This is a genomic window from Sphingopyxis sp. PAMC25046, assembly GCF_004795895.1.
Lineage (GTDB): Bacteria > Pseudomonadota > Alphaproteobacteria > Sphingomonadales > Sphingomonadaceae > Sphingopyxis.
The window spans coordinates 1130742-1157655 of record NZ_CP039250.1; the positions used below are offsets into that span (position 1 = coordinate 1130742).

General features: G+C 64.7%; 21 protein-coding genes and 1 tRNA gene. 10 read left to right on the top strand and 12 right to left on the bottom strand.

Annotated features, from left to right (window positions below):
- The first annotated feature begins 420 nt into the window (after nt 1-420).
- The 3 genes from E5675_RS05245 (at nt 421) to E5675_RS05255 (ending at nt 2682) form a co-directional block, all read left to right on the top strand.
- On the top strand, nt 421-915 hold the full coding sequence (locus E5675_RS05245) for a hypothetical protein (RefSeq protein WP_136173652.1): 495 nt from the start codon (nt 421-423) through the stop codon (nt 913-915).
- Nucleotides 905-1600 carry a class I SAM-dependent methyltransferase gene (locus E5675_RS05250; RefSeq protein ID WP_136173653.1) on the top strand — a complete coding sequence of 232 codons (696 nt, stop codon included), beginning with the start codon at nt 905-907 and terminating at the stop codon, nt 1598-1600. Before E5675_RS05245 ends, E5675_RS05250 begins: the two co-directional genes overlap by 11 nt.
- 65 nt (nt 1601-1665) lie before the next feature.
- The gene (locus E5675_RS05255; RefSeq protein ID WP_168707796.1) at nt 1666-2682 is read left to right on the top strand and encodes a glycosyltransferase family 4 protein; all 1017 of its coding nucleotides are present in this window, start codon (nt 1666-1668) and stop codon (nt 2680-2682) included.
- A 16-nt stretch (nt 2683-2698) separates the two neighbouring features.
- Here the strand turns inward: E5675_RS05255 and ptsP are convergent, their stop codons facing one another.
- The 3 genes from ptsP to E5675_RS05270 all read right to left on the bottom strand — a co-directional run bounded on the left by ptsP (nt 2699) and on the right by E5675_RS05270 (nt 6878).
- A complete protein-coding gene (ptsP, locus tag E5675_RS05260) occupies nt 2699-4996 on the bottom strand; it encodes a phosphoenolpyruvate--protein phosphotransferase (RefSeq protein ID WP_136173655.1) in 2298 nt (765 codons plus the stop codon).
- Nucleotides 4997-5082: 86 nt separating this feature from the next.
- Complete coding sequence (locus tag E5675_RS05265) at nt 5083-5841, bottom strand: hypothetical protein (RefSeq protein WP_247594796.1); 759 nt, start codon at nt 5839-5841, stop codon at nt 5083-5085.
- A gap of 32 nt (nt 5842-5873) precedes the next feature.
- Entirely contained in the window at nt 5874-6878 is a 1005-nt protein-coding gene (locus tag E5675_RS05270; RefSeq protein WP_136173656.1) for a nitronate monooxygenase, read from the bottom strand.
- 189 nt (nt 6879-7067) lie between these two features.
- Here E5675_RS05270 and E5675_RS05275 point away from each other — a divergent pair, with 189 nt between their 5' ends.
- Nucleotides 7068-7238 (top strand): YezD family protein, encoded by a 171-nt coding sequence (locus tag E5675_RS05275; RefSeq protein WP_136173657.1) that lies wholly within the window; start codon nt 7068-7070, stop codon nt 7236-7238.
- A gap of 90 nt (nt 7239-7328) precedes the next feature.
- Nucleotides 7329-9746 (top strand): TonB-dependent receptor, encoded by a 2418-nt coding sequence (locus E5675_RS05280; protein WP_136173658.1) that lies wholly within the window; start codon nt 7329-7331, stop codon nt 9744-9746.
- Nucleotides 9747-9812: 66 nt separating this feature from the next.
- Here E5675_RS05280 and E5675_RS21410 read toward each other — a convergent pair whose 3' ends face one another.
- The gene (locus tag E5675_RS21410; protein ID WP_161786561.1) at nt 9813-9968 is read right to left on the bottom strand and encodes a hypothetical protein; all 156 of its coding nucleotides are present in this window, start codon (nt 9966-9968) and stop codon (nt 9813-9815) included.
- 357 nt (nt 9969-10325) lie between these two features.
- Between E5675_RS21410 and katG the strand changes: the two genes are divergently transcribed.
- Both katG and E5675_RS05290 read left to right on the top strand, forming a co-directional pair.
- Complete coding sequence (gene katG, locus E5675_RS05285; protein ID WP_136173659.1) at nt 10326-12524, top strand: catalase/peroxidase HPI; 2199 nt, start codon at nt 10326-10328, stop codon at nt 12522-12524.
- Between the two features lie 252 nt (nt 12525-12776).
- Nucleotides 12777-13361, top strand: coding sequence for a septation protein IspZ (locus E5675_RS05290; protein ID WP_136173660.1), 585 nt, complete (start codon nt 12777-12779; stop codon nt 13359-13361).
- Here the strand turns inward: E5675_RS05290 and E5675_RS05295 are convergent, their stop codons facing one another.
- Nucleotides 13362-14609, bottom strand: coding sequence for an aspartate kinase (locus tag E5675_RS05295; protein WP_136173661.1), 1248 nt, complete (start codon nt 14607-14609; stop codon nt 13362-13364).
- Nucleotides 14610-14769: 160 nt separating this feature from the next.
- Here E5675_RS05295 and ubiG point away from each other — a divergent pair, with 160 nt between their 5' ends.
- Together ubiG and E5675_RS05305 are read left to right on the top strand one after the other, a co-directional pair.
- Nucleotides 14770-15495 (top strand): bifunctional 2-polyprenyl-6-hydroxyphenol methylase/3-demethylubiquinol 3-O-methyltransferase UbiG, encoded by a 726-nt coding sequence (gene ubiG / locus E5675_RS05300; RefSeq protein WP_136173662.1) that lies wholly within the window; start codon nt 14770-14772, stop codon nt 15493-15495.
- Nucleotides 15492-16085: a YdeI/OmpD-associated family protein gene (locus tag E5675_RS05305; protein WP_136173663.1), complete on the top strand. Its 594-nt coding sequence runs from the start codon at nt 15492-15494 to the stop codon at nt 16083-16085. Before ubiG ends, E5675_RS05305 begins: the two co-directional genes overlap by 4 nt.
- A gap of 125 nt (nt 16086-16210) precedes the next feature.
- On the opposite strand, the gene E5675_RS05310 is transcribed toward E5675_RS05305, so the two are convergent.
- The 7 genes from E5675_RS05310 to E5675_RS05340 form a co-directional block, all read right to left on the bottom strand.
- Complete coding sequence (locus tag E5675_RS05310) at nt 16211-16882, bottom strand: glutathione S-transferase family protein (protein ID WP_136176355.1); 672 nt, start codon at nt 16880-16882, stop codon at nt 16211-16213.
- Nucleotides 16883-16960: 78 nt separating this feature from the next.
- Nucleotides 16961-17395, bottom strand: coding sequence for a hypothetical protein (locus tag E5675_RS05315; protein WP_136173664.1), 435 nt, complete (start codon nt 17393-17395; stop codon nt 16961-16963).
- Nucleotides 17396-17507: 112 nt separating this feature from the next.
- Nucleotides 17508-22037, bottom strand: a complete 4530-nt coding sequence (gene gltB / locus E5675_RS05320; protein WP_136173665.1) for a glutamate synthase large subunit — start codon at nt 22035-22037, stop codon at nt 17508-17510.
- A gap of 27 nt (nt 22038-22064) precedes the next feature.
- Nucleotides 22065-23210, bottom strand: a complete 1146-nt coding sequence (locus E5675_RS05325) for a DUF2059 domain-containing protein (RefSeq protein ID WP_136173666.1) — start codon at nt 23208-23210, stop codon at nt 22065-22067.
- Nucleotides 23211-23229: 19 nt separating this feature from the next.
- The gene (locus tag E5675_RS05330) at nt 23230-24672 is read right to left on the bottom strand and encodes an NAD(P)-dependent oxidoreductase (protein ID WP_136173667.1); all 1443 of its coding nucleotides are present in this window, start codon (nt 24670-24672) and stop codon (nt 23230-23232) included.
- Between the two features lie 159 nt (nt 24673-24831).
- Nucleotides 24832-25632: an undecaprenyl-diphosphate phosphatase gene (locus tag E5675_RS05335; protein ID WP_136173668.1), complete on the bottom strand. Its 801-nt coding sequence runs from the start codon at nt 25630-25632 to the stop codon at nt 24832-24834.
- Complete coding sequence (locus tag E5675_RS05340; RefSeq protein ID WP_136173669.1) at nt 25632-26570, bottom strand: complex I NDUFA9 subunit family protein; 939 nt, start codon at nt 26568-26570, stop codon at nt 25632-25634. The genes E5675_RS05335 and E5675_RS05340 overlap by 1 nt, the downstream gene beginning before the upstream one ends.
- 199 nt (nt 26571-26769) lie before the next feature.
- Here E5675_RS05340 and E5675_RS05345 point away from each other — a divergent pair.
- A tRNA-Leu gene (locus tag E5675_RS05345) sits at nt 26770-26856 on the top strand.
- Nucleotides 26857-26914 lie beyond the last annotated feature (58 nt).

Below are 26914 nucleotides of genomic sequence, written 5' to 3' on the forward strand. Positions count from 1 at the left end.
GAATGCTTGGTGTCGCTATTTGACAGGCTTGCGGTGCTTGCGCGGTCGCGCCGCCGCTGGCGGGTTCCCCTGTTGCTGGTCGCCGGGGGGCTTTTCTTCGCGGGCACATATTGGGCTTTCAGCACGCTTCCGATTTCGCCGACCCAACTGCGTGTGACGCCGCTCCTGATCCTCGCCGGTCTGATTCTTCCGTCCCTGGTTTATGGCGGGATAGGGCTGTGGCTGCTCGCCCGAAGCGCAGGCCTCTCGATGCCGGTCGGCAGGGCGACCGGGATTTCGGCCTATGCCTATCTTGCCGAGATGCTCCCGCTGCCCGGGGGAGCCGTGGTTCGCGCGGGCGCATTGATCCAGGCGGGGTCCGCCCCGCGGCGTAGTTCGGCGCTCGTCATCTTTACCGCTATCCTATGGATATCGCTCGCCATGTTCGCCGCCGGGCTGACATTGCTGCCCGTTTCGGCCCGGTTCGCGATGCCGCTGCTGTCGATCGGGGGTCTCGTCGGCGGCGCGATATTTCTATGGTTATGGTCGATCGCCGGCGCTGCGATCGCATTGCAAACGCTGGCGCATCGCATAGCCGGCATTCTTCTTACCGCGCTGCGCCTGACGTTCGCTTTTGCGGCCTTGCACATGCCGATCGGTGTTTTGCAGGCATTTCCTTTCGTTCTTGCCATATTGCTCGGCTCGGCCTCTTCGGTGGCTCCGGCTGGGTTGGGGATAAGCGAATCCCTCGCAGCGCTTGCCGCGACCGCAAGCGACTATCCGGCGGGAATCGCATTTCTGGCCGTCGGCATCGACCGCCTTTTTTGTATCGGCGGATGCGCCGTTCTCGCGCTCGGCTCCGAAATTGGCACGTCCCTGCGATCGGCAGGAACGCGCGGCGTTGTGGCGCAGGAAAGGGAGGACAATGAACGCTGACGACCAAAAAGCGCTCGATCCCGGCGTCGCGCTTCACAGCGGCGATTATGTCGAGCGCTACAACGCCAAACCCTTACACCGGGTGCGCAACCTCGTCCGTCGAATGGCAGTCGCCGAGGATGCGAAGGTAGCCGATTTCGCTTGCGGCAACGGTATGTTGCTCCATGCGCTCGGCGGCAAATATCGCACCTATGACGGGGTCGATTTTTCCCCTGACTTCATCGCCTCGGCGAATGCGTGGGCTGAGCGCGAAGGCTGTAGCAACTACCGCTTTCACTGCTGTGATATCCGCGACTTTTGTGGCCGTCTTCCCGGGCATTTCGACGTGGCGGCGACGCTCGATTTTTCCGAGCATGTCGACGACGCGCTCGCTATCGAAATATATACGGCCATCCGCCGCTCGTTGCGGCCGGGCGGCCGCCTCTACCTGCATACCCCCAATCTCGATTTCTTCATGGAACGCGCCAAGCAGATCGGCATCATTCCGCAGTTTCCGGAACATATAGCGGTCCGCAACGGCAACCAGACAGCCGCGCTATTGGTTGCGGCCGGCTTCGACCGCGCGGCGATCGATGTCCAGACCATTGCCCATTATAATATCCTCAAGCTCGTGCATCCGCTTTCCGCTATGCCCGGCCTCGGCGGATGGTTTGCGGCAAGGCTCTGGATCGCGGCAACCGCCTGATTGTGCATATGACGGAGAGCTCCATTCTCTTCCTCACCCGTAAATGGCCTCCCGCAGTGGGAGGCATGGAAACCTATTCCGTAAAGCTGACGCAGGCTCTCGTCCGTTGTTCCGACGCGCCCGTGCAAGTGATGGCGTTGCCCGGGCGTCGTAACGGATTGCCTCCAACCGCGATCAGACTGCTGGCATTCGGCTTCATTTCTGCCTTGCGCCTTTTGCTCCGGCACCGCCCGCCCGCCATTCTGCACATCGGCGATCTCGCATTATGGCCGCTGGGACTGTTCGCGCAGCTGCGGTCCTGGCGGACGCAAGTCGTGATTTCCGTGCACGGCACCGACGTAGCCTATCCCCGGCGCAGGGGGTTCGGGCCGCGCGCCTATGGATATTATCTGCGGACCGGCTCCCGTTTGATGCGACGGGCCGGGGTCATTGCGAATTCGGACGCGACGCGCGACGTCGCTGCGGAAACGGGGTGGCGGACAAAGCGGGTCGTCCCGCTTGCGACCGATTTCGCGGGCCCGCCACCGACAGGCGAATGCGACCCTTATATCCTGTTCGCCGGCCGGCTGGTCGAACGAAAGGGATGCGCGTGGTTCGTTCGGAATGTCCTTCCCGTCCTGCCGTCGCATATTCGGTTGAAGGTTGCCGGCACGGGCTGGGACGAGAGCGAATGGCAGGTATTCGACGATCCGCGTGTCGATTTTCTGGGCAGCCTTGATGGCGAGGCGCTTGTCGAGGCCTATCGGCGCGCTTGTTGCGTCGTAGTCCCGAATATAGAACCCGTATCGGGGGAATATGAAGGCTTCGGCTTGGTCGCGACCGAGGCAGCAGCAGCGGGCGGTGTGGTCGTGGCGTCGCGGACGGGCGGCTTGGTGCAGGCCGTTGAAGATGGCATCACCGGCATACTCGTCACCGCGGGCGACGCATCCCGGTGGCAGACGGCGATTCACGGGATCGTGTCGTGGACTCCTGGGGAAAGACGGGCCTTCCTTCTGAGGTCGATGGAATTCTGCCGGAGCCATTACAGCTGGGACCGCGTTGCGCGCGAAACGCTGCGGGCCTACGGTGATCGACTATCCTAGCCGGGAGGCTACTCTATTAGTCGCCCAGATCGACCTGATGCCGCTGGGCCCAGTCGCGATATTGGTCGCGGGGCCTTGCCGCAGGCTGGGCAAGGATCGCCGGCATGTCGGCGCGCAGCGCGCCGAGGTCGAGCGAGCGGATCATCGCCTTGACCGGGCCGACGCCGGCGGGCGTGATTGACAGCCGCTCGATGCCCGCGCCGAGCAGCGCCATGGCTTCGAGGGGGCGTCCGCCCATTTCGCCGCACACGCCCAGCGCGACCTTCGATCCGGACACGGTGCGGACGACGCGCGCGAGGTAGCGCATCACGACGGGGGAGAGCCAGTCGTAACGCTCGGCAAGCCGTGGGTGCGCGCGGTCGGCGGCGAACAGGAACTGGGTCAGATCGTTGGTACCGACCGACAGGAAATCGAGGTGCGGCAGCATCAGGTCGAGCGTTTCGAGAAGGCCCGGCACCTCGAGCATCGCGCCATAGCGGATCGCCACCGGCAGCTTCTTGTTGTGGCTCGCAAGCCACGCGCGCTGGCTGACGAAGAGGTTGCGCGCCGCTTCATATTCCCATGGCTCGGACACCATCGGAAACATGACGTGAAGCGTGCGGCCGGCGGCGGCCTCCATCAGCGCGCGCGCCTGAACCTTGAGCAGTCCTTCGCGTTCGAGCGCCAGGCGCAGCGCGCGCCAGCCCATCGCCGGATTTTCCTCCTGCGCGGTGTCGCCGACGTTCATATAGGGCAGCGCCTTGTCGCCGCCGATATCGACGGTGCGAAAGATAACCGGCCGGTCGCCCGCCGCATCGAGAACGTCGCGATACAGCCGCTGCTGGCGGTCGCGCGACGGCAGGGTCGCCGACACGAGGAACTGGAATTCGGTACGGAATAGCCCGATCCCGCGTGCACCGGTCAGGTCGAGCGCCGCGACATCCTCGCGCAGTCCCGCGTTGATCATCAATTCGATCGGCACGCCGTCTTTGGTGACGGCGGGGAGGTCGCGCAGCGCGGCAAGATTGGCGCGGCGCTTTTGCGAAATCTCTAGCTTGGCGTCGAATGCGTCCTGCACCGCCTGCGTCGGGCGGACGTGCAGCTGGCCAGCGGTGGCGTCGAGCAGCAGCAGATCGCCTTCGCGGATCGACGCGCGTACGTCGTTGACGCGACCGATCACCGGCACCCCCATCGCGCGCGCGACGATGATGACGTGGGCCGTGAGCGATCCTTCCTCGAGCACGACGCCCTTCAAGCGGCGGCGATCATATTCGAGCAGTTCTGCCGGGCCGAGGTTGCGCGCGATCAGGATCGAATCCTGCCGCAGGCCCATTTGCGCCGCGGTGCCCATCTGCCCCGACACGATGCGGATCAGCCGGTTCGACAAATCCTCCAGATCGTGCATGCGGTCGCGCAGCAACGGATCGTCGATCTGGCGCATCCGCATGCGAGTGCGCTGCTGCACGCGTTCGATCGCCGCCTCGGCGGTCAGCCCGCTGTCGATCGCCTCGTTGATCCGCCGCGACCATCCCTCGTCATAGGCGAACATCTTGTAGGTCTCGATGACCTCTTCATGTTCGCCGCCGACGCCGAAGTCGGCCGAACTCGCCATGCGGTCGATCTGCTCGCGCATCTTGTCGAAGGCGGCGTAGACGCGGTGGCGCTCGGCCTCGGTATCGTCGGCGACCGTGTGCTCGATCGTGATGCGCGGCTGGTGGAACACCGCGACCCCGGCGCCCATGCCGTCGACGAGCTTCTGCCCGTTCAGCCGCTGCGCCGACTGGTCGGCGGCGGCGGCGTCGGTGCGCGCCGCGGTGTCGACCAGGTCGGCGTTGGCGATCAGTTCGGACAGCACCATCGCGACGGTCTGCAGCGTCTCGATCTCGATATCGTCGTAACGCCGCGGGTCGGCATGCTGAACGCACAGCACGCCGACCGCGCGCTCGCGGCGGATGATGGGCACCCCCGCAAAGCTGTGGAACAACTCCTCGCCGGTTTCGGGACGATAGGAAAAGTCGGGATGCGCCGCCGCTTCGTCGAGGTTCAGCGTCTCGATCTGGTCGGCGATCGTGCCGACCAGCCCTTCGCCGAGGCCGAGCCGGGTGACGTGCACCGCCTCCTGCTTCAGCCCGCGCGTCGCATAAAGTTCGAGCGTGCCATCGCGCAGCAGGTAGATCGAGCAGACTTCGCTATCGAGGCATTCGCCGATGATGCCGACGACCTGATTGAGCTTGCCCTGCGCATTGATGCGCGACGCCATGACCTCGTGCAGCCGGGTCAATATGGTGCGCGCCGACTGGGCGGCCGACGAGGGCGGGGGCGGGGCGTTGGTCATCGCAATCCTGCTAACAGACGGATGCCGTATGCGCCAATACCCCGCGCGCGATTGTTTATTCTATTGTCCGGAAGTGCGAAAAACCGTCAGGGATTTCCGGTCGGACTGGCCGGGGCCGTCGTCGGCGCGACCGGCGTGGTGCCGGTCGTGATGGCGGGACCGATGGGCGTCGCCGGCATCGGCGTCGTCATCACCGCTGGCGGCGGCGCATATTTCGCGTCCCAGGCGATCACGTCGGCCTGATATTGGGCATAGGCTTCGTAGAATTGCTTGAACGGCTCGTCGAGCCGCGCGAGGTGCGCGGGCGACTGCTCGACGAGCTGGTCGGTCGGCGTCGTCGAGACGATCTGCGCAATCTCGTTAGCGCGCGAACAGAAAGCGCGCTGCGCGGGCGGCTGTGCGAAATAGTTGAACAACTGCGTCGACAGCCGGTCGCGCGGCGCGATGCCGTTATTCTTGTTTTCCTTGCCAAGGTCCTTGATCACCGTTTTCTCGGTCGACTTTATCACCTTGCTGTGCGTCTTGATGATATTGTTATAGGCTGAAACCAGCGTCGATTCCTCGACGCCGCGGCAGCCGATGGCGGCGACGTTGAGCCCGATCTTGAGCTGCCAGAAGGCGCGGTCGCCAGTGACGCCGCTGTTCGCGGTGACGAAACGCCCGTCGATCCCGCGGCCGGGGAGAATCTGCGTCAGCGACGCATTGCCCGGAGGCAGCGGCCGCGGCGGTATGGTGATCACGACCGGCGGCGGCGGCGGCGGGGGAGGCGGCGGAGGCGGCTTCGGCGCACAGGCGGCGACGCTCGCCAGCAGACCGGCTACGATGATCTTACGCGACAAATTCATGATCCACTCCCCAACCGCATCACCATGCGGCATCAACCCCGCGCGTGCAACGCCGCTTCGGCCTGTTGCACCAGAGATGCGACAATCGCTGCCGCGCTCTCCTCTTCGGATACCATACCGACAGATTGCCCTGCCATTAACGACCCATTTTCGACGTCGCCGTCGATCACGGCGCGGCGCAGCGCGCCCGCCCAATAATGCTCGATTTCGAGCTGCGCTTCCATCATGTCGACGTCGCCCTTGTCGAGCTTGTTCGCGACTTCGCGCTGCTTCGCGGTAAAGGCTTCGGTCCCCGCATTTTTAAGCGCGCGGACCGGGATGACGGGCAGGCGCGGGTCGATCTGGACGCTCGCGACCGCTTCGCGCGCCGACGCGCGCATAAAGGCTTTTTTGAAGTTGGGATGCGCGATGCTCTCGGTGGCGCATACGAAGCGGGTGCCGAGCTGGACGCCCGATGCGCCCATCTCCAGATAAGCGGCGATCGCTTCGCCGCGGCCGATGCCGCCGGCGACGAAGATCGGCACTTCGTCGGCGAGCGCCGGCAGGATCTCCTGCGCGAGCACGCTCGTCGAGACGGGACCGATATGGCCGCCCGCTTCCATGCCTTCGATCACGAGCGCGTCGACGCCCGAACGGACGAGCTTCTTGGCGAGCGCCAGCGTCGGCGCGAAACAGATGACTTTCGCGCCCGACGCCTTGATCGCTTCGAGACTGCCCTTCGGCGGCAAACCACCCGCGAGCACGACATGGCCGACGCTATGCTTCGCGCATACCTCGATCAGTTCGAACAATTGCGGGTGCATGGTGATCAGGTTGACGCCGAAATTGCGCGTCGCCAGCGCCTTGGTCCCGGCGATTTCGGCGTCCAGCAACTCAGGTGTCATCGCGCCGCACGCGATCACGCCAAAGCCGCCGGCATTGCTGATCGCGCTGACCAGGTGACGTTCGGAAACCCAGCTCATCGCGCCGCACAGGATGGCATAGTCGCTGCCGAGTAGTTCGGTTCCGCGGGCCATCAGATCGTTAATTTTGCTCATTGAGGCTGCCTTTGCCAGCACTGTGACTCGCGCGCAATCCCTAGCGTCATTGCGCTCGTCGTCCCATCGCACGCGTGAATCCATTGGGCGCGACAACCGAACCTTTCGGCGCAGAAAGCAAATCAATCATTGTCAACTAAATCACTTGGCATATGTTTGGCGGCGAATCCAAAAGGGAAAGGAATGTTGATGAGCCTCTCGGAGGAAGCCGCCAAAAGCGGTCCTGAACCGGCGCGCCGCGCCATCCAGACGGTGCTCGACGCACTCGACAAGCTGAAGTTCGGCGCGATCCAGCTGACCGTGCACGAAGGACGATTGGTGCAGGTCGACGTGACCGAGCGGCACCGCTACCCCAACTGATTTCAACCACTCCCAGCGGGGATATTCCCCACCTCTCTGCCGCAGACCGGACCACCGGATGTGGCAATTTTCTTGCAACAGGAAATTGTCATGACCGCAAAATATCCGTCTGTCCGCCGGCGCGTTCCGGCCAGCCTCTTTACGCTTTCCCTGGCTCTGGCGATTGCCGCGGACCCTGCCGCTGCCGCCGACGCTGACGCCGCTGCCTTGGCCGATGAGGCTGCGCAGGTCGAAGGCGGCAGTTATGGCGGCGAGATCATCGTCACCGCGCGCCGCCGTCAGGAAACCGCGCAGGACGTGCCGATCGCCATCTCGGTCGTCGACGGCGAACAGATCGACAATACCGGCAGCTTCAACGTCGGCCGCCTGACCCAGCTCACCCCAACGCTGCAATTCTATTCGTCGAACCCGCGCAACACCGCGGTCAATATTCGCGGCATCGGCGCGCCGTTCGGCCTGACCAACGACGGGATCGAACAGGGCGTCGGCATCTATGTCGACGACGTCTATTATTCGCGCGTCGCCTCCTCGACCTTCGACTTCCTCGACGTCGCGCAGATCGAGGTGCTGCGCGGGCCGCAAGGCACGCTCTATGGCAAGAATACGACCGCCGGCGCGATCAACATCACGACCAATCAGCCGACCTTCGATTTCGAAGGCAAGGCCGAGGTCAGCATCGGCAACCTCGATTTCAAGCAGGCGAAGGCTGCGATTTCGGGGCCACTGTCCGACCAGCTTGCGGCGCGCATCGCGGTCTCCTCGACCAGCCGCCGCGGCACGATCTACAATGTCGTGACCGACCGCTATATCCAGAGCCAGGACAATATCGGCATTCGCGGGCAATTGCTCTGGCGGCCGACCGACAATCTCGACATCACGCTCGCCGGCGACTGGAACAAGCAGGAGGCGGTGTGCTGCGGTTCGGTCTTCGTCCGCACCGGCGAGACGCAGCGGCCGCTGAACCGCCAGTTCGCCGCGCTCGCCGCGGCGCAGGGCTATGCCTTCCCCAGCGATAATCCCTATGACCGGCTCACCGACCTCGATGCGAACCTCAATGCGGGCAACGAGATCGGCGGCGCGTCGCTGCGCGTCAAATGGGATGTCGGGCCGGGCACGCTGACCTCGGTGACCGCGTGGCGCTATTGGGACTGGCAGCCCGAAAACGACCGAGACTTCACCGGCCTGCCGATCGTAACCAGATCGCAGAACCCGTCGCAGCAGGATCAATATACGCAGGAACTGCGCTATAATTACACTGGCGACCGCTTCGATTTTGTCGTCGGCGGCTTCGTCTTTCATCAGCGCATCGACACGCAGGGTACCGAACAGCACGGGTCCGCGTCGAGCCGCTGGACGATCAACCCGTCGAACCCCTTGTCGAACGACCAGACCGTGCTCGACGGGCTGACGGCGCGCAATACCCAGTATCTGAAGAACACCAGCGCAGCACTCTTCGGGCAGCTCAGTTGGACGGTTACCGACCGCCTGACGATCCAGCCGGGCGTGCGGCTGAATTACGACAAGAAGAAGGGCTATTATCAGCGGCTGGTCTTTGCGGGCGACGGGTCGGCGATAACGCGCGATCTGGCCGATCCGGTTTCGGCCGCACGCCTCGCGGTCTTCTCGCCGCAGGAATATGCGCCCGAATTCAGCGACTGGAATTTCAGTTACGACCTTACCGTCAATTACAAGGTGACGCCCGATGTCCTCGTCTATGCCACCTATGCCAAGACGTTCAAATCGGGCGGGATCAACCAGAATGGCGTGCCCAGCGATGCCGCCGGCATCCCCTTGCTCGCCGCGGCGACGATCAAGCCTGAATCGGTCGATCATTATGAGGCGGGCCTGAAGAGCGAATTCTGGGACCGCAGGGCGACCTTCAACCTCGCGATCTTCCGCACCGACATCAAGGATTATCAGGCGAACGTGAACAATGGTCAGTTCGGCGTGTTGCGGGGTTATCTGGCGAATGCAGGCAAGGTGCGGACGCAGGGCGTCGAGGCCGACGTCGCGATCCGGCCGAGCGATCGGTTCCGCGCTTATGCCAACGGCGCCTATACCGACGCCAAATATGGAAGGTTCGTCGATGCGCCGTGTCCGCCCGAATTTTCGGGCGGCAGCAACAGCCCTGCCAATTGCAACATTTCGGGGCAGCGCCTGCCCGGCGTGTCGAAATGGGCCTTCTCCTTCGGCGCCGAGGTCAACGCGCCCTCGTCGCTTTTCGGCGAGGCGGGGCAGTTCTATCTCGGCTATGACGGCAGCTATCGGTCGAATTTTTCGTCGAACGCGACGCCTTCCGCCTATACCTGGGTCGACGGTTATTCGCTGTCGAATTTCCGCGCCGGGTTTCGCGCCGACAGCAGGGTCGACATCTTCGCGTGGGTCCGTAACGCCTTCGACCGCAACTATATCGACCAGCTTTTCGTCGGGCCGGGCAATACGGGGCTGATTACCGGCCTGCCGGGCGATCCGCGAACTTGGGGCGGGACGATCAAGGCCAGCTTCTAACGCGCTTGCGCCCACCAAATGAAAAGGGCGGCCCCGCGGGGCCGCCCTTTCTCATGCAGGCTGTGGTCAGCGCTGCTGCGGGTTTTTGCCTTGGTCCTGATCGGACCGCTGACCGCCCTGCTGGCGATCCTGGCCGCCCTGCTGTTGCTGTTGGCGACGTTGTTCCTCGTCGCGATCAGCCTGCGGGTTCTTCTGGTTCTGCTGGTTGGGGTTGTTAGCCACTTTCCATCTCCTTTTGCCGTGCCATGCCATCATGCCGCGACACCGGATCAACCCCCGGGCTAGGCAGATGTTCCTCCCTGTAGCCGGGGCGTGGCGGGTGCGGGATGGGCGCCCTTTTTTGCGGCAACTCGCGCGTGCTTGATCGGTTCATTCGATGACTGAATTCAGCTTATTCGGTTATGTCGATGGGGAAGCGCGGCCTATCCTTCCCCGGTCAGAACGAAAGGATGGCGCCATCGACTCTACGCCCGCCCATGCCGGCCGTCCGCCAGCGACCCCCGTCGCTAGCGTCATGCGCCCGTCATTCCGCGGCGCCACGATACGGCATTCCACAACAGATAAACGAGGAGAGACTGCATGAACGACCCGACCCCCATCGATTCCGCCGGCGGCTGCCCGGTCCACCAGCCCGGGGGCGTCCGTGCGCTGCTCGGCCGCACCAACAAGGACTGGTGGCCCGAAATGCTGGCGACCGAGATCCTCAACCCCAACGGCGCGTCCAACCCGATGGGCGACGATTTCGACTATGCCGAAGCGTTCAAGTCGCTCGACTATGCGGCGCTGAAGCAGGATCTCCACGCGCTGATGACCGACAGCCAGGACTGGTGGCCGGCCGATTACGGGCATTATGGCCCGTTCTTCATCCGCATGGCGTGGCACGCGGCCGGCACCTATCGCACCGCCGACGGGCGCGGCGGCGCCAATAGCGGGCAACAGCGCTTCGCCCCGCTTGACAGCTGGCCCGACAACGGAAATCTCGACAAGGCGCGCCGCCTGCTCTGGCCGATCAAGCAGAAATACGGCAGCAAGATCAGCTGGGCCGACCTGTTCATCCTCACCGGCAATGTCGCGATCGAAAGCATGGGCGGGCCGGTGTTCGGTTTCGGCGGCGGCCGCGCCGACGTCTATGAGCCCGAACGCGACATCTATTGGGGCAGCGAGGACAAATGGGTGAATGAGGGCGTGCAGACCCGCATCGCTCCCGAACATGGCATGCACGAGCTCGAAGGCCCGCTCGCCGCGATCCAGATGGGCCTGATCTACGTCAATCCCGAAGGTCCCGGCGGCAATCCCGACCCGCTCCAGTCGGCGCGCGACATGAAGGCGACGTTCGAGCGCATGGCGATGAACCACGAGGAAACCGTCGCGCTCACCGCCGGCGGCCACACCTTCGGCAAGGCGCACGGCAATGGCGATCCCTCGACGCTCGGCCACGCCCCGGCGGGCGGCGATCTCGTCGCGCAGGGCTTTGGCTGGGTCAGCGGCGAGGAACATGGCGGCCGCGGCGAGCACACCGTCACCAGCGGGATCGAGGGTTCGTGGGTCAACACGCCGACCGAATGGAGCGAGAACTATTTCCGCCTCCTGCTCGACTATGACTATGAACTGGTCCGCTCGCCCGCGGGCGCGCAGCAGTGGCAGCCGGTGAACCAGAAGGAAGAGGACATGGCCCCCGCGGCCTGGGACTCGTCCAAGAAGGTTCCGACGATGATGACCACCGCCGACATGGCGCTCAAGATGGACCCGGAATTCCGCGCGATCAGCGAGAAGTTCCGCAACGATCACGAAGCGTTCAAGGACGCCTTCGCCCGTGCCTGGTTCAAGCTGACCCATCGCGACATGGGGCCCAAGGTCCGCTATCTCGGCCCCGACGTTCCCGAGGAAGACCTGATCTGGCAGGACCCGGTCCCCGCCGGCACCACGCCATCGGACGCCGACGTCAGCGCGGTCAAGGCCAAGATCGCGGATAGCGGCCTCACCGTCAGCCAGTTGATCAAGACCGCCTGGGCCTCGGCCGGTACCTATCGCAAGTCCGACCATCGCGGCGGCGCCAACGGCGCGCGCGTCGCACTGGCCCCGCAAAAGGATTGGGAAGTCAACGAGCCCGAGATGCTCGCCAAGGTGATCGACACGCTCAACGGCCTGCGCGGCTCGATGAGCCTCGCCGACGCGATCGTGCTCGGCGGCGTGGTCGGGCTGGAAAAGGCGATCAAGGATGCCGGGTTCAGCGTTGCGGTCCCCTTCGCCGGCGGTCGCGGCGACGCGACGCAGGAGCAGACCGACGCAGAAAGCTTTGCGGTGATGGAGCCCGAGGCCGACGCCTTCCGCAACTATGTCGGCAAGAAGAAGCTCGCGGTGAAGGTCGAGGAGATGATGCTCGACCGCGCCTCGCTGCTCGGCCTCTCGGTCCCCGAGATGACCGTGCTGGTCGGCGGGCTGCGCGTGCTCGGCGCCAACCATGGCGAGCGCGGCCACGGCCACTTCACCAAACGGTCGGGGCAGCTGACCAACGACTTTTTCGTCAACCTGCTCGACATGACCAGTGTGTGGAAGGCCGTCGACGGATCGGACGACCAGGAATATGTCGCGACCGACCGCAAGGGCGGCGGAGAGACATGGCGCGCAACGCGGGCCGACCTGATCTTTGGCTCGAATTCGGAACTGCGTGCGGTGGCCGAAGTCTATGCGCAGTCTGACAATGGCGAAAAGTTCGTTACCGATTTCGTCAAGGCGTGGACCAAGGTGATGAACGCCGACCGCTTCGACCTCGCCTGATCTTGGCGCCGCTGCCCGTGCATCATGCCGCGCGGGCAGCAGCAGCTGCACAAGACGACGGGTCGCGACCCGCCCTCGGGGACATGGGCCCGGGGGCGGGTCTTGTTTTTGCGAAGGTGAGGCTTTGTAGCTGATCGCTGCGACACGACGTTTTACCGCAAACGATGTTAACAATGTCAATTTTCCCTTGACGTTGATCCGGTCCGCGCGCAATGTTTACGTCGATAACATTGAGTCGGAAAGGACAGGCGGATGAAAACCTTGCTCTATGCCATCGGGCCGATGCTGTTCGACTCGCTCGGCATCCTCGTCTTTGCAGTGCTGCTGGTCGCCGGTGCAGGGATCGTGCCCGCGACGATCGCGGGCACCGTCGTCGCGCTCGGGGTCGTCGGTTACGAACTCGCGCGCGGCAAAAAGGTCGCGGCGCTGCAATGGATCAGCCTCGCCTCGGTGCTCTTCACCGCCGCAGCGACCTTGTTCACGGGCGATCCACGCTTCGTGATGGCAAAGCCGACGATCGTCTATCTGATCGTCGGCAGCGTGATGCTGCGCAAGGGCTGGCTGGGCCGCTATATCCCGCCCGAGCAGCTCGCGATCGTCGGCGACGTCATGGATCGTTTCGGGATGATCTGGGCGGCGCTGATGTTCACCAGCGCGGCGCTGAACCTCGTCATCGCGCTCTTCTTCACCGCCTGGTGGCCGCTGTTCATCGGTATCTTTCCATTGGCGTCGAAATTCGGCCTGTTCGCGGTCCACATCGCTGTCGTGCATTACATCACGCAGGCGCGGCTGCGCCGCCGCGCGAGCGGCGAATTGCAGCCGCTCGCGGCGGAGTAATTATTCGGCGTCGAGCCCGTAGGCGGTGTGCAGCACGCGCACCGCAAGTTCGGTTTCGTCCTCGTCGATCAGCACGCTGACCTTGATCTCGCTGGTCGAGATCGCCTGGATGTTGATGCCGCGGTCGGCCAGCGCGCGGAACATCGTGCTCGCGACGCCCGCGTGGCTCTTCATGCCGACGCCGACGACGCTGATCTTCGCGACCTTGTCGTCGCTGATGATGCGGTTGAAACCGATCTTGTCCTTCGCGCCTTCGAGCAGGTCGATCGAGCGGAGGAGGTCGGTGGCGGGAACGGTGAAGGTCACGTCGGTTTCGCCTTTTTCGCGGCCGACGTTCTGGATGATCATGTCGACGTTGATGCCTGACGCCGCGAGCGGGCCGAAGATGTTCGCGACCGCGCCGGGCTTGTCGGGCACGCGCGTGACGATGATCTTCGCTTCATTCTTGTCGTGGGCGATGCCGGTGATCAGCTGCCGTTCCATCTGATGTTCCTCTATTTCCTCGTCGCTGACGATCATCGTGCCTTTTGCGGGAGCCTCGTCGCCCTCGACGAAGCTGGAGAGCACCTGCACGCGCACGCCCATCTTCATTGCGAGCCCGACCGAGCGCGTCTGGAGCACCTTGGCGCCGACGCTCGCGAGTTCGAGCATTTCCTCATAGGTGACATAATCGAGCTTGCGCGCACGCGCGACGATGCGCGGATCGGTGGTGTAGACGCCGTCGACGTCGGTATAGATGTCGCAGCGCTCGGCCTTCACGGCGGCGGCGACCGCGACCGCACTGGTGTCCGATCCGCCCCGGCCAAGCGTCGCGACGCGGCCGTCGTCCATCATGCCCTGGAAGCCGGGGATCACCGCGACCTCGCCGCGTCCCATCGCGGCGGTCAGCGCGCCGGTGTCGATGTCGATGATACGCGCGCGGGCGTGCGCTTCCTCGGTGCGGATCGGAAGCTGCCAGCCGAGCCAGCTGCGCGCGGGGACACCCATCGCCTGCAAGGTCAGCGCGAGCAGCCCCGATGTGATCTGTTCGCCCGCCGCGACGACGACGTCATATTCGGCGGGGTCATAGCGCGGGTTCGCCTCGCGGCAGAAATTGACGAGGCGGTCGGTCTCGCCCGCCATCGCCGACACGACGACCGCGACCTCGTTTCCTTGCGCCACTTCGCGCGCGACGAGCTTCGCCACGGTGCGAATCCGCTCGGTGCCCGCCATCGACGTGCCCCCGAATTTCATCACGATCCGCGCCATGTCGCCCCGCTTTCCCGATCTGGTTTCCGCCGCAACTTTTCCAAGCATTTCCGCGGCGCTCGCGTCGTTACGGAAGGGGGAGGGCGATGGCAAGCGTGAGAACCTATGTGCGCGATAGAATTTCTTGCACCCGGGAAGGCGCGGTGCCACATCGCTGAGCATGAGCGCCGCGACGATCAATCCGAATGAAGCCGCCCATTTCGGCGCGCTTGCCGCCGACTGGTGGGACCCGCACGGCTCGTCGGCGATGCTGCACAAGCTCAATCCGGTGCGGCTTGCCTATATCCGCGATCAGATCGACGCGCATTGGCAGGTCGATGCGCGCGAGCGTCATGCGCTTGCCGGGCGCAGCGCGCTCGACGTTGGCTGCGGTGCGGGGCTGCTCGCCGAGCCGCTCGCGCGAATGGGCGCGAAGGTCACCGGCGTCGATGCGGCGCCCGAAAATATCGCCGCGGCGCGCGATCATGCGGCGGGACAGGGGCTTTCGATCACCTATTTCGCGGGTGAACTGTCCGCGCTGCCGCCTGCGACCTTCGATCTTGTCACCTCGATGGAGGTCGTCGAGCATGTCACCGATCCGGCGGCCTTCATCGGCGAACTCGCAGCGCGGCTTGCGCCCGGCGGGCTTATGATCCTGTCTACACCCAACCGCACGATGCTGTCGAAGCTGCTGCTCGTCGAGGCGGCCGAACGTATCGGTGCGGTGCCGCGCGGGACGCACGACTGGGATCAGTTTCTGAAGCCCGGGGAACTGACCAAATTGCTCGAAGGCGCGGGGCTGGAAGTGCTCGACCGTATCGGCCTGTCGCCGTCGGCTGCCAAGGGCTTCAAGCTCGGCGGCAGCGAGGCGCTCAACTATCTGGTTGCCGCGAGGCACGCGGGGTGAGCCGCGACCCGCGCGTCGACGATTATATCGCGAAGCGGCAGCCCTTCGCCCAGCCGATACTGAACCATTTGCGCGAACTGGTGCATGAATATGCGCCCGGTGTGGAAGAAACGCTGAAATGGGGCGTGCCGCATTTCGTGCTGAACGGCCAGAATCTGGCGGGCATGGCGGCGTTCAAGGAACATGCAACCTTCGGCTTCTGGCGCGACGAGGAGGTGACGGGCGCGCCGCGCGATACCGGCGCGATGGGGAGCATGGGGCGCCTGGCCTCGCTCGCCGACCTGCCGGGTGACAAGCAGATGGCGGACTATATCCGAAAGGCGGCCGCGCTTTGCGCCGAAGGCAAACCCAAGCGCGCGGCGCCGAAACCCAAAGCCGCGCTCGACCTGCCCGATGATCTCGGCGCGGCGCTGAAAGCCAATGCCGCGGCACAAGGCCATTGGGACGCCTTCTCGCCCGGCAAGCGCCGCGACTATATCGAATGGGTGCTCGAGGCGAAGCGCGAGGAAACGCGCGTCAAGCGCATCGAAACGATCGTCGCGCAGGTCGCTGAGGGCAAGGATCGGAACTGGAAATATAAGGGCTGCTGATTATTCCGTCGCCCCCGCGAATGCGGGGCCGCGATCGGTTAACGCAGCGAGGCGTGACAAGGCCGCCAACGACCCCCGCCTTCGCGGGGGTTGACGCTTCGGAACGCTTCGCATTCCGTGGCGCGTCAAAAGTCGACGTCCTCATAATATTTCGGCGGCGTCACGATTTCCATTCGCTCGGCCAGCAAGGGGCGAAAGCTCGGCCGCGATTTCAGCCCCGAATACCAACCCTTGGTCTGTTCGTGCCCCGTCCAGTCGATGCCACCGAGATAGTCGGCGACCGAGATATGCGCCGCGGCGGCCAAGTCGGCGAGGCTCATCGTCGCGCCCGCCAGCCAGGTGCGGTGGTCGATCAGATAGTCGACATAATCGAGATGGTTGTTCGCCGCCTTCATCGCTTCGCGCAGCGCGCCGCCGTCGGGCGGCTGGCGGTGGACGATGCGCTTCTGCATCCGCTCGAACAGCAAGGGGCCGGTGACTTCATAATAGAAGTCGTGATCGAACCACGCGGTCAGTCGGCGGATCTCGGCGCGGTTCGCCGCCGTGCCGTTGATCATCGCCTTGCCTTCGACGGTTTCCTCGAAATATTCGGCGATCGCCATGCTGTCGATCAGCACCTGTCCGCGCGCCTGATCGACCATCACCGGGGTGCGGCCCGCCGGGTTGAGATCGATGAATTCGTCGCGGCGCTCCCACGGCGATTCGCGCACCAATTCGTAACCCACGCCCTTTTCGCCCAGCAAAAGGCGGACCTTGCGCGAAAAGGGACAGAGCGGGAATTGATAGAGTTGCCACATGCGCTTGGCATAGCGGCAGCGGGGCGCCACGCGCAACGGCTATGGCGCGACCTGCCTCTGGCGATTGTGGATTAGACGTCAGCGTCGCGCCGCGTCGCGCTCATATTCCCACTGGGCGGCAAGATCGCGCGCCATATCCCTGAGGACAGGGGCATAAGCCGCGAGCGCCGATGCGGCATGGCCCGCCATGCGCGTCGTCGCACGGACATCGTCGCCCAAGCGTTCGGCATAATAGGGATCGCGCCCCGTCACTTCGCCGAGCGTCGCGTCGGGCGGAATATAGGCGGCGTCGGACTCGGGATCGATCTGCGCGACGGCTTTGGCGAGCGGGCCGACCTGCATCTGCATCAGCGCGCCGACCATAGCGGTGATCGTTTCGGCCATCCGGTCCTGGGCGACCGGATCGTTGAGCGTCGCGACGGTATCGTGCATCTCGTTGGCGGCCGCAGGCAGCGGTGCAGCGAGTGCGAGCAGGGGAAGGGCGGCGAGCGCCATTTTTGCGGTCGAGCGCATGAATTCATCCTTTCAGGATGCGAAAATCGATGCGGCTCCTTAGCGAAGCAACGCTTTCGCTGCGCTGAACGTGCGGCGGCGATGCGACGAAGCGCATCGCCGTCACGTCGGGTCATTCGGCTGCGACGACCTCGACCTCTTCTTCGTTCAGCGAATGCGTCAGGCGGCTCAGCATTTCTTTCGGGCACACCTGCCAGAAACGCGTCCGCCAGCGGTCCCAGTCAGCGAGCACCTCGGCCGACCATTTGCTGCCCGTCGCCTTGGCATGCTCCTCGACAAGCTCCTTGAGCACCGCTTCCCAATGGCCGCTCGCGAGTCGCTGCCAGACGATCGATTCGCCGTTCACGCGGCGCTCGAACTGCTCGTCGGTGTCGAGGATGAACGCCATGCCGCCGGTCATGCCCGCACCGAAGTTCGAGCCGACGGGGCCGAGGATCACCGCGGTGCCGCCGGTCATATATTCGCAGCCGTTCGCGCCGCAGCCCTCGACGACAACGCGCGCGCCCGAATTGCGAACCGCGAAGCGCTCGCCCGCCTGACCCGCTGCGAGCAAAGTGCCCGCGGTCGCGCCATAAAGCACGGTGTTGCCGACGATGCTGTTGTGCTGGCTGACGAGCGGGCTCGACACGGTCGGGCGCACAATGATGCGCCCGCCCGACAGACCCTTGCCGACATAATCGTTGGCGTCGCCGAACACCTCGAGCGTCACGCCCTGGCACAGGAAGGCGCCCAAGGACTGGCCCGCGGTGCCGCGCAGGCGCACCTGCACATGGTCGTCGGCGAGCCCCTTCATGCCGAAGCGCGCGGTGACCTCTGCCGACAGGCGCGTGCCGACCGCGCGGTGCGTGTTGCGGACGTTGTAGGTGAGCTGCATCCGCTCGCCGCGCTCGAACAGCGGCTTGGCGTCGCTCAAAATCTGCGCGTCGAGGCTGTCGGGCACGGGGTTGCGGAAGCTTGGGCCCTGCGACCGGCGCTGATCGTCGGGGGCGTCGACCTTGGCGAGGATCGGGTTCAGATCGAGGTCGTCAAGATGCTCGGCGCCGCGGCTGACCTGACGCAGCAATTCGGTGCGGCCGATCACTTCGTCGAGGCTCGTGACGCCGAGCTTGGCCAGGATTTCGCGCACTTCCTCGGCGATGAAGGTCATCAGGTTGATCACCTTCTCGGGCGACCCCGTGAACTTTTGCCGCAGTTTCTCGTCCTGCGTGCAAACGCCGACGGGGCAGGTGTTCGAATGGCACTGGCGCACCATGATGCAGCCCATCGCGACGAGGCTGAGCGTGCCGATGCCGAATTCTTCGGCGCCGAGAATCGCCGCGATCACGATATCGCGCCCGGTCTTGAGCCCGCCATCGGTGCGGAGGCGGATGCGATGGCGAAGGCCGTTGAGCGTCAGCACCTGATTGACTTCGCTGAGCCCCATTTCCCACGGCGTGCCGGCATATTTGACGCTCGTCTGCGGCGACGCGCCCGTGCCGCCGGTGTTGCCCGCGACGAGGATGACGTCGGCATGCGCCTTGGCGACGCCCGCAGCGACCGTACCGATACCCGCGCTGGAAACCAGCTTCACACACACGCGCGCCTTCGGGTTGATCTGCTTTAAATCATAGATGAGCTGCGCCAGATCCTCGATCGAATAGATGTCGTGATGCGGCGGCGGCGAGATCAGCGTTACGCCCGGCGTCGCATGGCGCAGCCGCGCGATGAACTCGGTGACCTTGAATCCGGGAAGCTGGCCGCCTTCGCCGGGCTTGGCGCCCTGCGCGACCTTGATCTCGATCTCGTCGCACGCGCCGAGATATTCGGCGGTGACGCCGAAGCGGCCGCTCGCGATCTGCTTGATGTTGCTGTTGGCATTGTCGCCGCTCGCATAGGGGCGATAGCGTTCGCTTGCTTCGCCGCCTTCGCCCGACACCGCCTTGGCACCGATGCGGTTCATCGCGATCGCCAGCGTCTCATGCGCTTCGGGCGACAGCGCGCCCAAGGACATCCCCGGGGTGACGAAACGCTTGCGGATTTCGGTGATCGCCTCGACGCTGTCGAGCGCGACGCCTTGTGCCGGATAGTTGAACTCCATCAGATCGCGCAGATAAATCGGCGGCAGGTCGGCGACCCCGCGCGCGAACTGCAGATAGGTCGAGTAACTGTCGGTCGCGACCGCGGTCTGCAGCAGGTGCATCAACTGCGCCGAATAGGCGTGCGCCTCGCCCCCCGCGCGCTGGCGATAGAAACCGCCGATGGGAAGGGTGGTGACGCGCGCATCGAACGCCGCCTCATGCTTCTCGGTCGCGTTGATGAACAGCGATTGATAGCCTTCGCCCGAAATCTTCGCCGGCATGCCGGGGAAAAGATCGTTGACGAGCGCACGGCTCAGGCCGACCGCCTCGAAATTATAGCCGCCGCGATAGGAAGAGATCACCGCGATCCCCATCTTGGCGAGGATTTTGAGCAAGCCGTCGTCGATCGCCTTGCGGAAACGCTGGCGGCATTCGTCGAGGTTCAATTCGCCGAACAGGCCGCGCGCCTGCCGGTCGGCGATCGCCGCTTCGGCCAGATAGGCGTGGACGGTGGTCGCGCCGACGCCGACGAGCACGGCAAAGGCGTGCGTGTCGAGCACCTCGGCCGAGCGCACGTTGATCGAGGCATAGCTGCGCAGCCCCTTGCGCACGAGGTGGGTGTGCACGGCGGCAGCGGCGAGCACCATCGCCATGCCGACGCGCCCTTCGCCGATATTCTGATCGGAGAGGAAGAGTTCGCTGCGCCCCGCGCGCACCGCATCCTCGGCTTCGCGCCGGACGCGCGCGATCGCCTCGCGCAGCGTCGAGGCGTCGCCGCCGGCAGCAAAAGTGCAGTCGATGTCGGCGACCGCATCGCCGAAATAGGCGCGCAGCCGGTCCCAATCCTCGCCGACGAGCACGGGGCTGTCGATCACGAGCACATGATCGCTCTGCCCTTTTTCGTCGAGTATGTTCGCAAGGTTGGCGAAGCGCGTCTTCAGGCTCATCACATGCCGTTCGCGCAGACTGTCGATCGGCGGATTGGTGACCTGGCTGAAATTCTGGCGAAAGAATTGCGCGACGTGACGCGGCTTGTCGGAGATGACCGCGAGCGGCGTGTCGTCGCCCATCGATCCGATCGCTTCCTTGGCGTCCTCGACCATGGGGCTGAGGATCAGCTCCATATCCTCCATGGTGAGCCCGGCGGCCACCTGACGACGGAGGAGTTCCTGACGATCCCATGCGGGCAGGCTCGATTTGCCGCCCTTGGGCAGGTCGGCCATCGTGCGGAAGCCCTTGACGCGCGAGGCATAGTCGGCAGCGTCTGCGATCTTGTCCTTGATCGCAAGATCTTCGTAGAGCGTGCCCTCGTCGAGATCGACCGCGATCATCTGACCCGGACCAAGGCGCCCTTTCTTGCGCACGCTCGCTTCGGGCAGCAGCACCATCCCGCTTTCGGACCCGACAACGAGCAGATTGTCGGCGGTCAGCGTGTAGCGCAGCGGACGCAGCGCGTTGCGATCCATGCCCGCGACCGCCCAGCGGCCGTCGGTCATCGCGAGCGCGGCGGGGCCGTCCCACGGCTCCATCACGCTCGCGAGGTACGAATACATCGCGCGGTGGTTGTCGGGGACGTCACACTCGGTCGTCCACGCCTCAGGCACGAGGATCAACTTTGCGGTCGGCGCATCGCGGCCGGCGCGACACAGCGCCTCGAACACCGCGTCGAGCGCGGCGGTGTCCGACGCCCCCGCCGGGATCACCGGCTTGATGTCTTCCGAATGCTCGCCAAAGGCGAGGCTCGCCATCTTGATCTCGTGACTCTTCATCCAGTTCTTGTTGCCGCGGATCGTGTTGATCTCGCCATTATGGGCGAGGCAGCGGAACGGCTGCGCGAGCCACCATTGCGGGAAGGTGTTCGTCGAATAGCGCTGGTGGAATATCGCGACGCGGCTCTCGAACAATTTGTTCGTGAGGTCGGGGAAGAAGTCCGCGAGGCTCTCGGCGAGGAACAGGCCCTTGTAGATGATCGAGCGCGCCGACAGGCTGCACACGTAAAAGTCGGCGATCTGCGCCGCGATCACCTTCTTCTCGATCCGGCGGCGGACGAGGTAGAGCTGCTTTTCGAACTCGTCGATCGACGCTTCGTCGGGCATCGGCCCCGCGATCATGATCTGCTCGATCTCGGGGCGCGTGCGCTGCGCCTTGTCGCCGATCACAGAGACGTCGACCGGTACCTGGCGCCAGCCATAGATGGTGAAACCCGCGTCGATGATCTCGGCCTCGACGATCGTGCGGCATTCCTCCTGCGCGCCCAGATCGGTGCGCGGCAGGAAGACCATGCCGACGGCGAGGCGGTTCGGGCGCACCCTGTGCCCCGACGCAGCGATCGCATCGTCGAAGAAGCGGACGGGCAGGTCGACATGGATGCCCGCCCCGTCCCCGGTCTTGCCGTCGGCGTCGACCGCGCCGCGGTGCCACACGGCACGCAGCGCCTCGATCGCCGCCTCGACGACGCGGCGCGACGGCTTGCCGTCGGTCGCCGCGACCATGCCGACGCCGCAGGCATCGGATTCGAGGTCGGGGCGATACATGCCTTCGGCGGCGAGCCGCGCGTGATCGGGGGTGGGGTAGTGGGTCATCATCTTCGTCCTGACGGGATAGGCTGACGCCTATTCGGAGGGGGTCTTGTCCAATCGCTCGCGCGCCTTTTCGACGGCGGCGGCCTCGGCTTCGATATAGGCGGCTTCCAGTTCCTCGACGCGCTTGCGATCGGCTTCGGACCAGTTGCTGCGATCATATGCGGTGGCTTCGACCGCGACGGCGGCGTCAGCGGCCGCTTCCGCGGTGGCGACATCGGCGGCGGCGTCGACCGCATAATCGTCGGCGGCTTCGGCGACGTCGGTCATCGCGGCATCCTCGGCCGGGCTGTTCCACATGTCGCGCTGTTCCTTAAGCACGCTCATATCGACCTTCATCAGCTTGGCGAGCTTGCCGAGTTCCTTGTCGTCGAAGTCCGAAAGCTGCTTTTCCTTGGGCAGCTCCTTCAAATCCTTCTCGATCTCGGGGGCGCGGTCGATGAATTTGGTCACCAGCGGCGGCACCGCCTTGATCACCGCGACCATCACTTCGGGATCGGCCTGCAACGCCATCCATTCGCTGGCGTACAGATTGCCCGTCGGCGTCGCGAGGAAGGTGTTGAGGTCGGTGAGCTGCGCGCCGGTGAACTTGCGCGCATAGGCCTTGGCCAGTCCTTCGCGCATCGGCGGTTCCATATCGGCGAGCACTTCGCTGATCAGCGGCTTGATCACGCGGTTGATCTGCTCGTCGCGTTCCTTGCGATGCGGGTCGAACATGTCGGCGACCTTGCCCTTGGTCGCTTCGTCGAGTTTCGCGATCTGGTCGGTTTCGACGCCGGTCTTGATCGAAAGCAGCAGGTCCGACTGACCGCCGAACTCGCCCATGATCGTCTTGAACATCTTGCCGTACAGATTGTCGACCATCTTCTCGATGCTGCCGGCCGGGATCAGCGCGGCGGTCGTCTGCTGCGCCAGCGTCAGGCGCGCCGGGTCGATCGGCGGCAGGTCGCTGGTGTCGAACATCTTTTCGATGAGCGCGATCGCCTCGTCCATTTCCTTCTGCATCTTGGCCTTCGCCTCGGCGGCGGCAGCTTCGCTGTCAAACGGCATCTCGCTGCCGTCTTCGGCGGCGACGACTTCGGCCTCGGGCGCTTCCTGCTGCGCGGCATGGGCCGAAATGCCCAGCGGCAGCATCGCCACGGCACCGGCAAGCAGGATCGATTTGAACGACGGCATCATAGTTTCCTTCCCCTGTTGGTCATGCCGCCTTCTTTTCGCTCTTCGCTTTGACTTTCAACCACTTTGCCATCTGTTCGCTGACATCGCGGCCGTCGCGGATGGCCCAGACGACCAGGCTGGCGCCGCGCACGATGTCGCCCGCGGCGAAAACGCCGGGCAGGCTGGTCATCATCGTCTGATGATCGACGCGCAGGGTGCCCCAGCGCGTGACCGACAGGTCGGGCGAGCCGAACAGGTGCGGAAGCTCCTCGGGATCGAAGCCCAATGCCTTGATCACCATGTCGGCGGGCACGTCGAACTTGCGGCCCGGATCGGCCTCGGGGCTGCGTCGGCCGCTCGCGTCGGGGGCGCCAAGGCGCATGCCGGCGACCGCGACTTCCTTCACATGCTTGTCGGCGGTGAAGCTTTCAGGGGCCGAAAGCCAGACGAATTCGACGCCTTCTTCCTCGGCGTTCGAAACCTCGCGCTGCGACCCCGGCATATTCTCGCGGTCGCGGCGATAGAGGCATTTTACCGATTTGGCGCCCTGCCGCACCGCGGTGCGGACGCAGTCCATCGCGGTGTCGCCGCCGCCGATCACGACGACATGTTTGCCCTTGGCATCGAGGCGACCGTCGTCGAACGCCGGAACCTCGTCGCCGAAGCTCTTGCGGTTCGACGCGATCAGATAGTCGAGCGCGGCGATCACGCCGTCGGCGGCATTGCCGGGGACGTTGATCTCGCGCGCCTTGTAAACGCCCGTGGCGACCAGGATCGCGTCATGCTTCTGGCGCAGTTCGTCGAGCGTCGCATCCTCGCCGACCGCGAAGCCGAGGTGGAACTGGATTCCGCCTTCCACGAGCCGGTCGATGCGGCGCATCACGACATCCTTCTCGAGCTTGAAGCCCGGGATGCCATAGGTGAGGAGGCCGCCCGCGCGATCGTGCCGGTCATAGACATGGACCTCATGCCCCTGCGTGCGCAGATATTCGGCCGCGGTCAGCCCCGCGGGGCCCGCGCCGATCACGCCGACCGACTGGCCGGTCGCGGCGCCGACGTGCAGCGGTTCGACCCAGCCCTGGGCCCAGGCGGTGTCGGTGATATATTTCTCGACGCTACCGATCGTCACCGCGCCATGGCCCGAAAATTCGATCACGCAATTGCCTTCGCACAGCCGATCCTGCGGACAGATGCGGCCGCAGATCTCGGGCATCGTCGAGGTCGCGTTGCTCAGTTCATAGGCTTCGCGGAGGCGCCCCTCGGCGGTCAGGCGCAGCCAGTCGGGAATATGATTGTGGAGCGGGCAATGCACCGAGCAATAGGGCACGCCGCATTGCGAGCAGCGCGCCGCCTGCGCATCGGCATCGGGCGCCGCGTAACGTTCGGCGATCTCGCGAAAGTCGTGCGCGCGTTCTTCGGCGGAGCGCTTGTCCGGATAGGATTGTTCACGCTCCACAAACTGGAGCATGCGTTCGGAAGCCATGCAGTATCCCCTTCGTTGAGAGGCGAAATGCATGGCCCGACACGCCCTGTCACGGGCGAATTGCGCGATAGGTCAGCAACACTTACATAAATTGACCGCCGAATTTACCTCAAAATCGGTTAGCGCAATTATCTTTCGTCAATTAGTTCCGTTCCGGACCTATCTCATGCCGAGCCAGATCAGCGCGGCGACGCCGACGATGATTCGATACCAGGCGAAGGGCGCGAAGCCATAACGCGTGACGACCGCGAGGAAGGCCTTGATTACCGCCCAAGCGACGACGAACGAGACGAACGCGCCGACCGCGATCAGGCCGAGATCGTTCGTGGTGATCGCGTCGCGATGCTTGAACAGCTGGAGTACCGTCGCGCCGGTCAGCGTCGGAAGCGCGAGGAAGAAGCTGAACTCGGCCGCGGTCTTGCGGTCGACGCCGAACGACATCGCGCCGAGGATCGTCGCGCCCGAGCGGCTGACTCCCGGGATCATCGCGATGCACTGGACCAGCCCGACGAGGATCGACTGGCGCGCCGACACATTGGCGACCCCGCCGACGTCCCTTGTCTTCGCGAACCGCTCGACGAGCAGGATCGCAAAGCCGCCGATGATCAGCGCCCACGCGACGACGACTGCATTTTCGAGCAGCAGCTCGATATAGTCGCCGAAGGCGAGGCCGAGGACGACCGCCGGGAAAAAGGCGAGCAACAGGTTGCGCACGAAGGCAATCGCCTGCGGATCGCGTCGGAAGAAGCCCGTGAACATCTCCCAGAACAGCTTCCGGTACAGCACGACGATCGCGAGGATCGCGCCGGGCTGGATCGCGATATTGAAGATTGCCCAGCGCGCGGCGTCATAGCCGAGAAGTTCCGTCGCAAGAATCAGGTGCCCGGTCGAGGAGACGGGCAAAAACTCGGTCAAACCCTCGACGATGCCGAGGATGATTGCGGTCAGCCAGATGCCCATTATCGCGAAGCGAGCTCGGCAAAGCGGCCGTGGCGGCGATATTGCACCAGCCAGCCTTCGGCGACCGAGGCGAGCGACGCGGGCGTGATGCCAAGCTGTGCGAGCCCCGCGGCGCCATCGGCAACGACGTTGTCATGCTGGAGCATCAGCCACTGATCCTTGGTGATTGGCGCGCCTGGCGCCCAGCCGAGGCCGCTGGCGAGCGCCGAGGCAACAAAGTCGGGTACATCGACGAACAAGGGCGAGCGGCCAGTCGCGCTCGCGATCCAGCGCAGCAGTTCGCCCATCGTCAGCACCTGCGGTCCGCCGATCTCGAATGTCTTGCCGGCAACGCCGTTGCCGAGTGCTGCGACGACCGCGTCGGCGACGTCTCCGACGTAGATGGGCTGGAACTTCGCATTCGGCGCGATCACCGGGACGATCGGTGCCATACGCATCATCGTGGCGAAGCGATTGATGAAATGATCTTCGCGGCCGAAGATGATCGAGGGGCGCAGGATCGCGGCATCGGCAAAGGCGGCGCGTACCGCGGCTTCGCCGTCGCCCTTGCTGCGGCCATAGGCCGACGCGCTTTCAGAATCGGCGCCGATCGCCGAAACATGGACCAGTGCGCTGGCGCCAGCCGCTTTTGCCGCCGCCGCGACATGGCCTGCGCCATCGGCCTGCACGGCCTGCATGTCGCCGAACGCGCCGACGAGGTTGATGACGGCATCGCTGCCCTGCACCGCGCGCGCGACGCTTCCGGGATCGCGGACGTCGCACGTCACGAACTGCGTCTGGCCGAGCCCGCCGAGCGGCTTCAGGAAGGTCGCAGCGCGGGGCGCGCGCTGCGCGACGCGGACGCGCGCGCCGCGCGCGAGCAGCCGCTGCACGACATAGCGGCCAAGGAAGCCCCCGCCGCCCAGCACCGTGATCAATTGCCCGTCGAGTTTCTGCATGGGGTCCGCCTGTATCGATTCTCTGGATGGCGCGGGGCGCGCCGACGGCCTTCCCCATGCCGCGAAGCGGGAAGGGGAGCAAGGGGCGAGGCGGCCATATGACGCAAAACCGGTGGCTTTGCGATAAAATGCGTCTCGGCCACCGCGACGCGGTTGACAAGCCGATAGCCGCGCCGCTAAGCGCCCGCTCCTACCCCGTGCCCAGATGGCGGAATTGGTAGACGCACCAGCTTCAGGTGCTGGCGATCGCAAGGTCGTGGAGGTTCGAGTCCTCTTCTGGGCACCATCTGTTCTCCTCGGAATGTCCGAGGACGTCCAGTAAGCGGCTGGTTTCTCACCGCTTT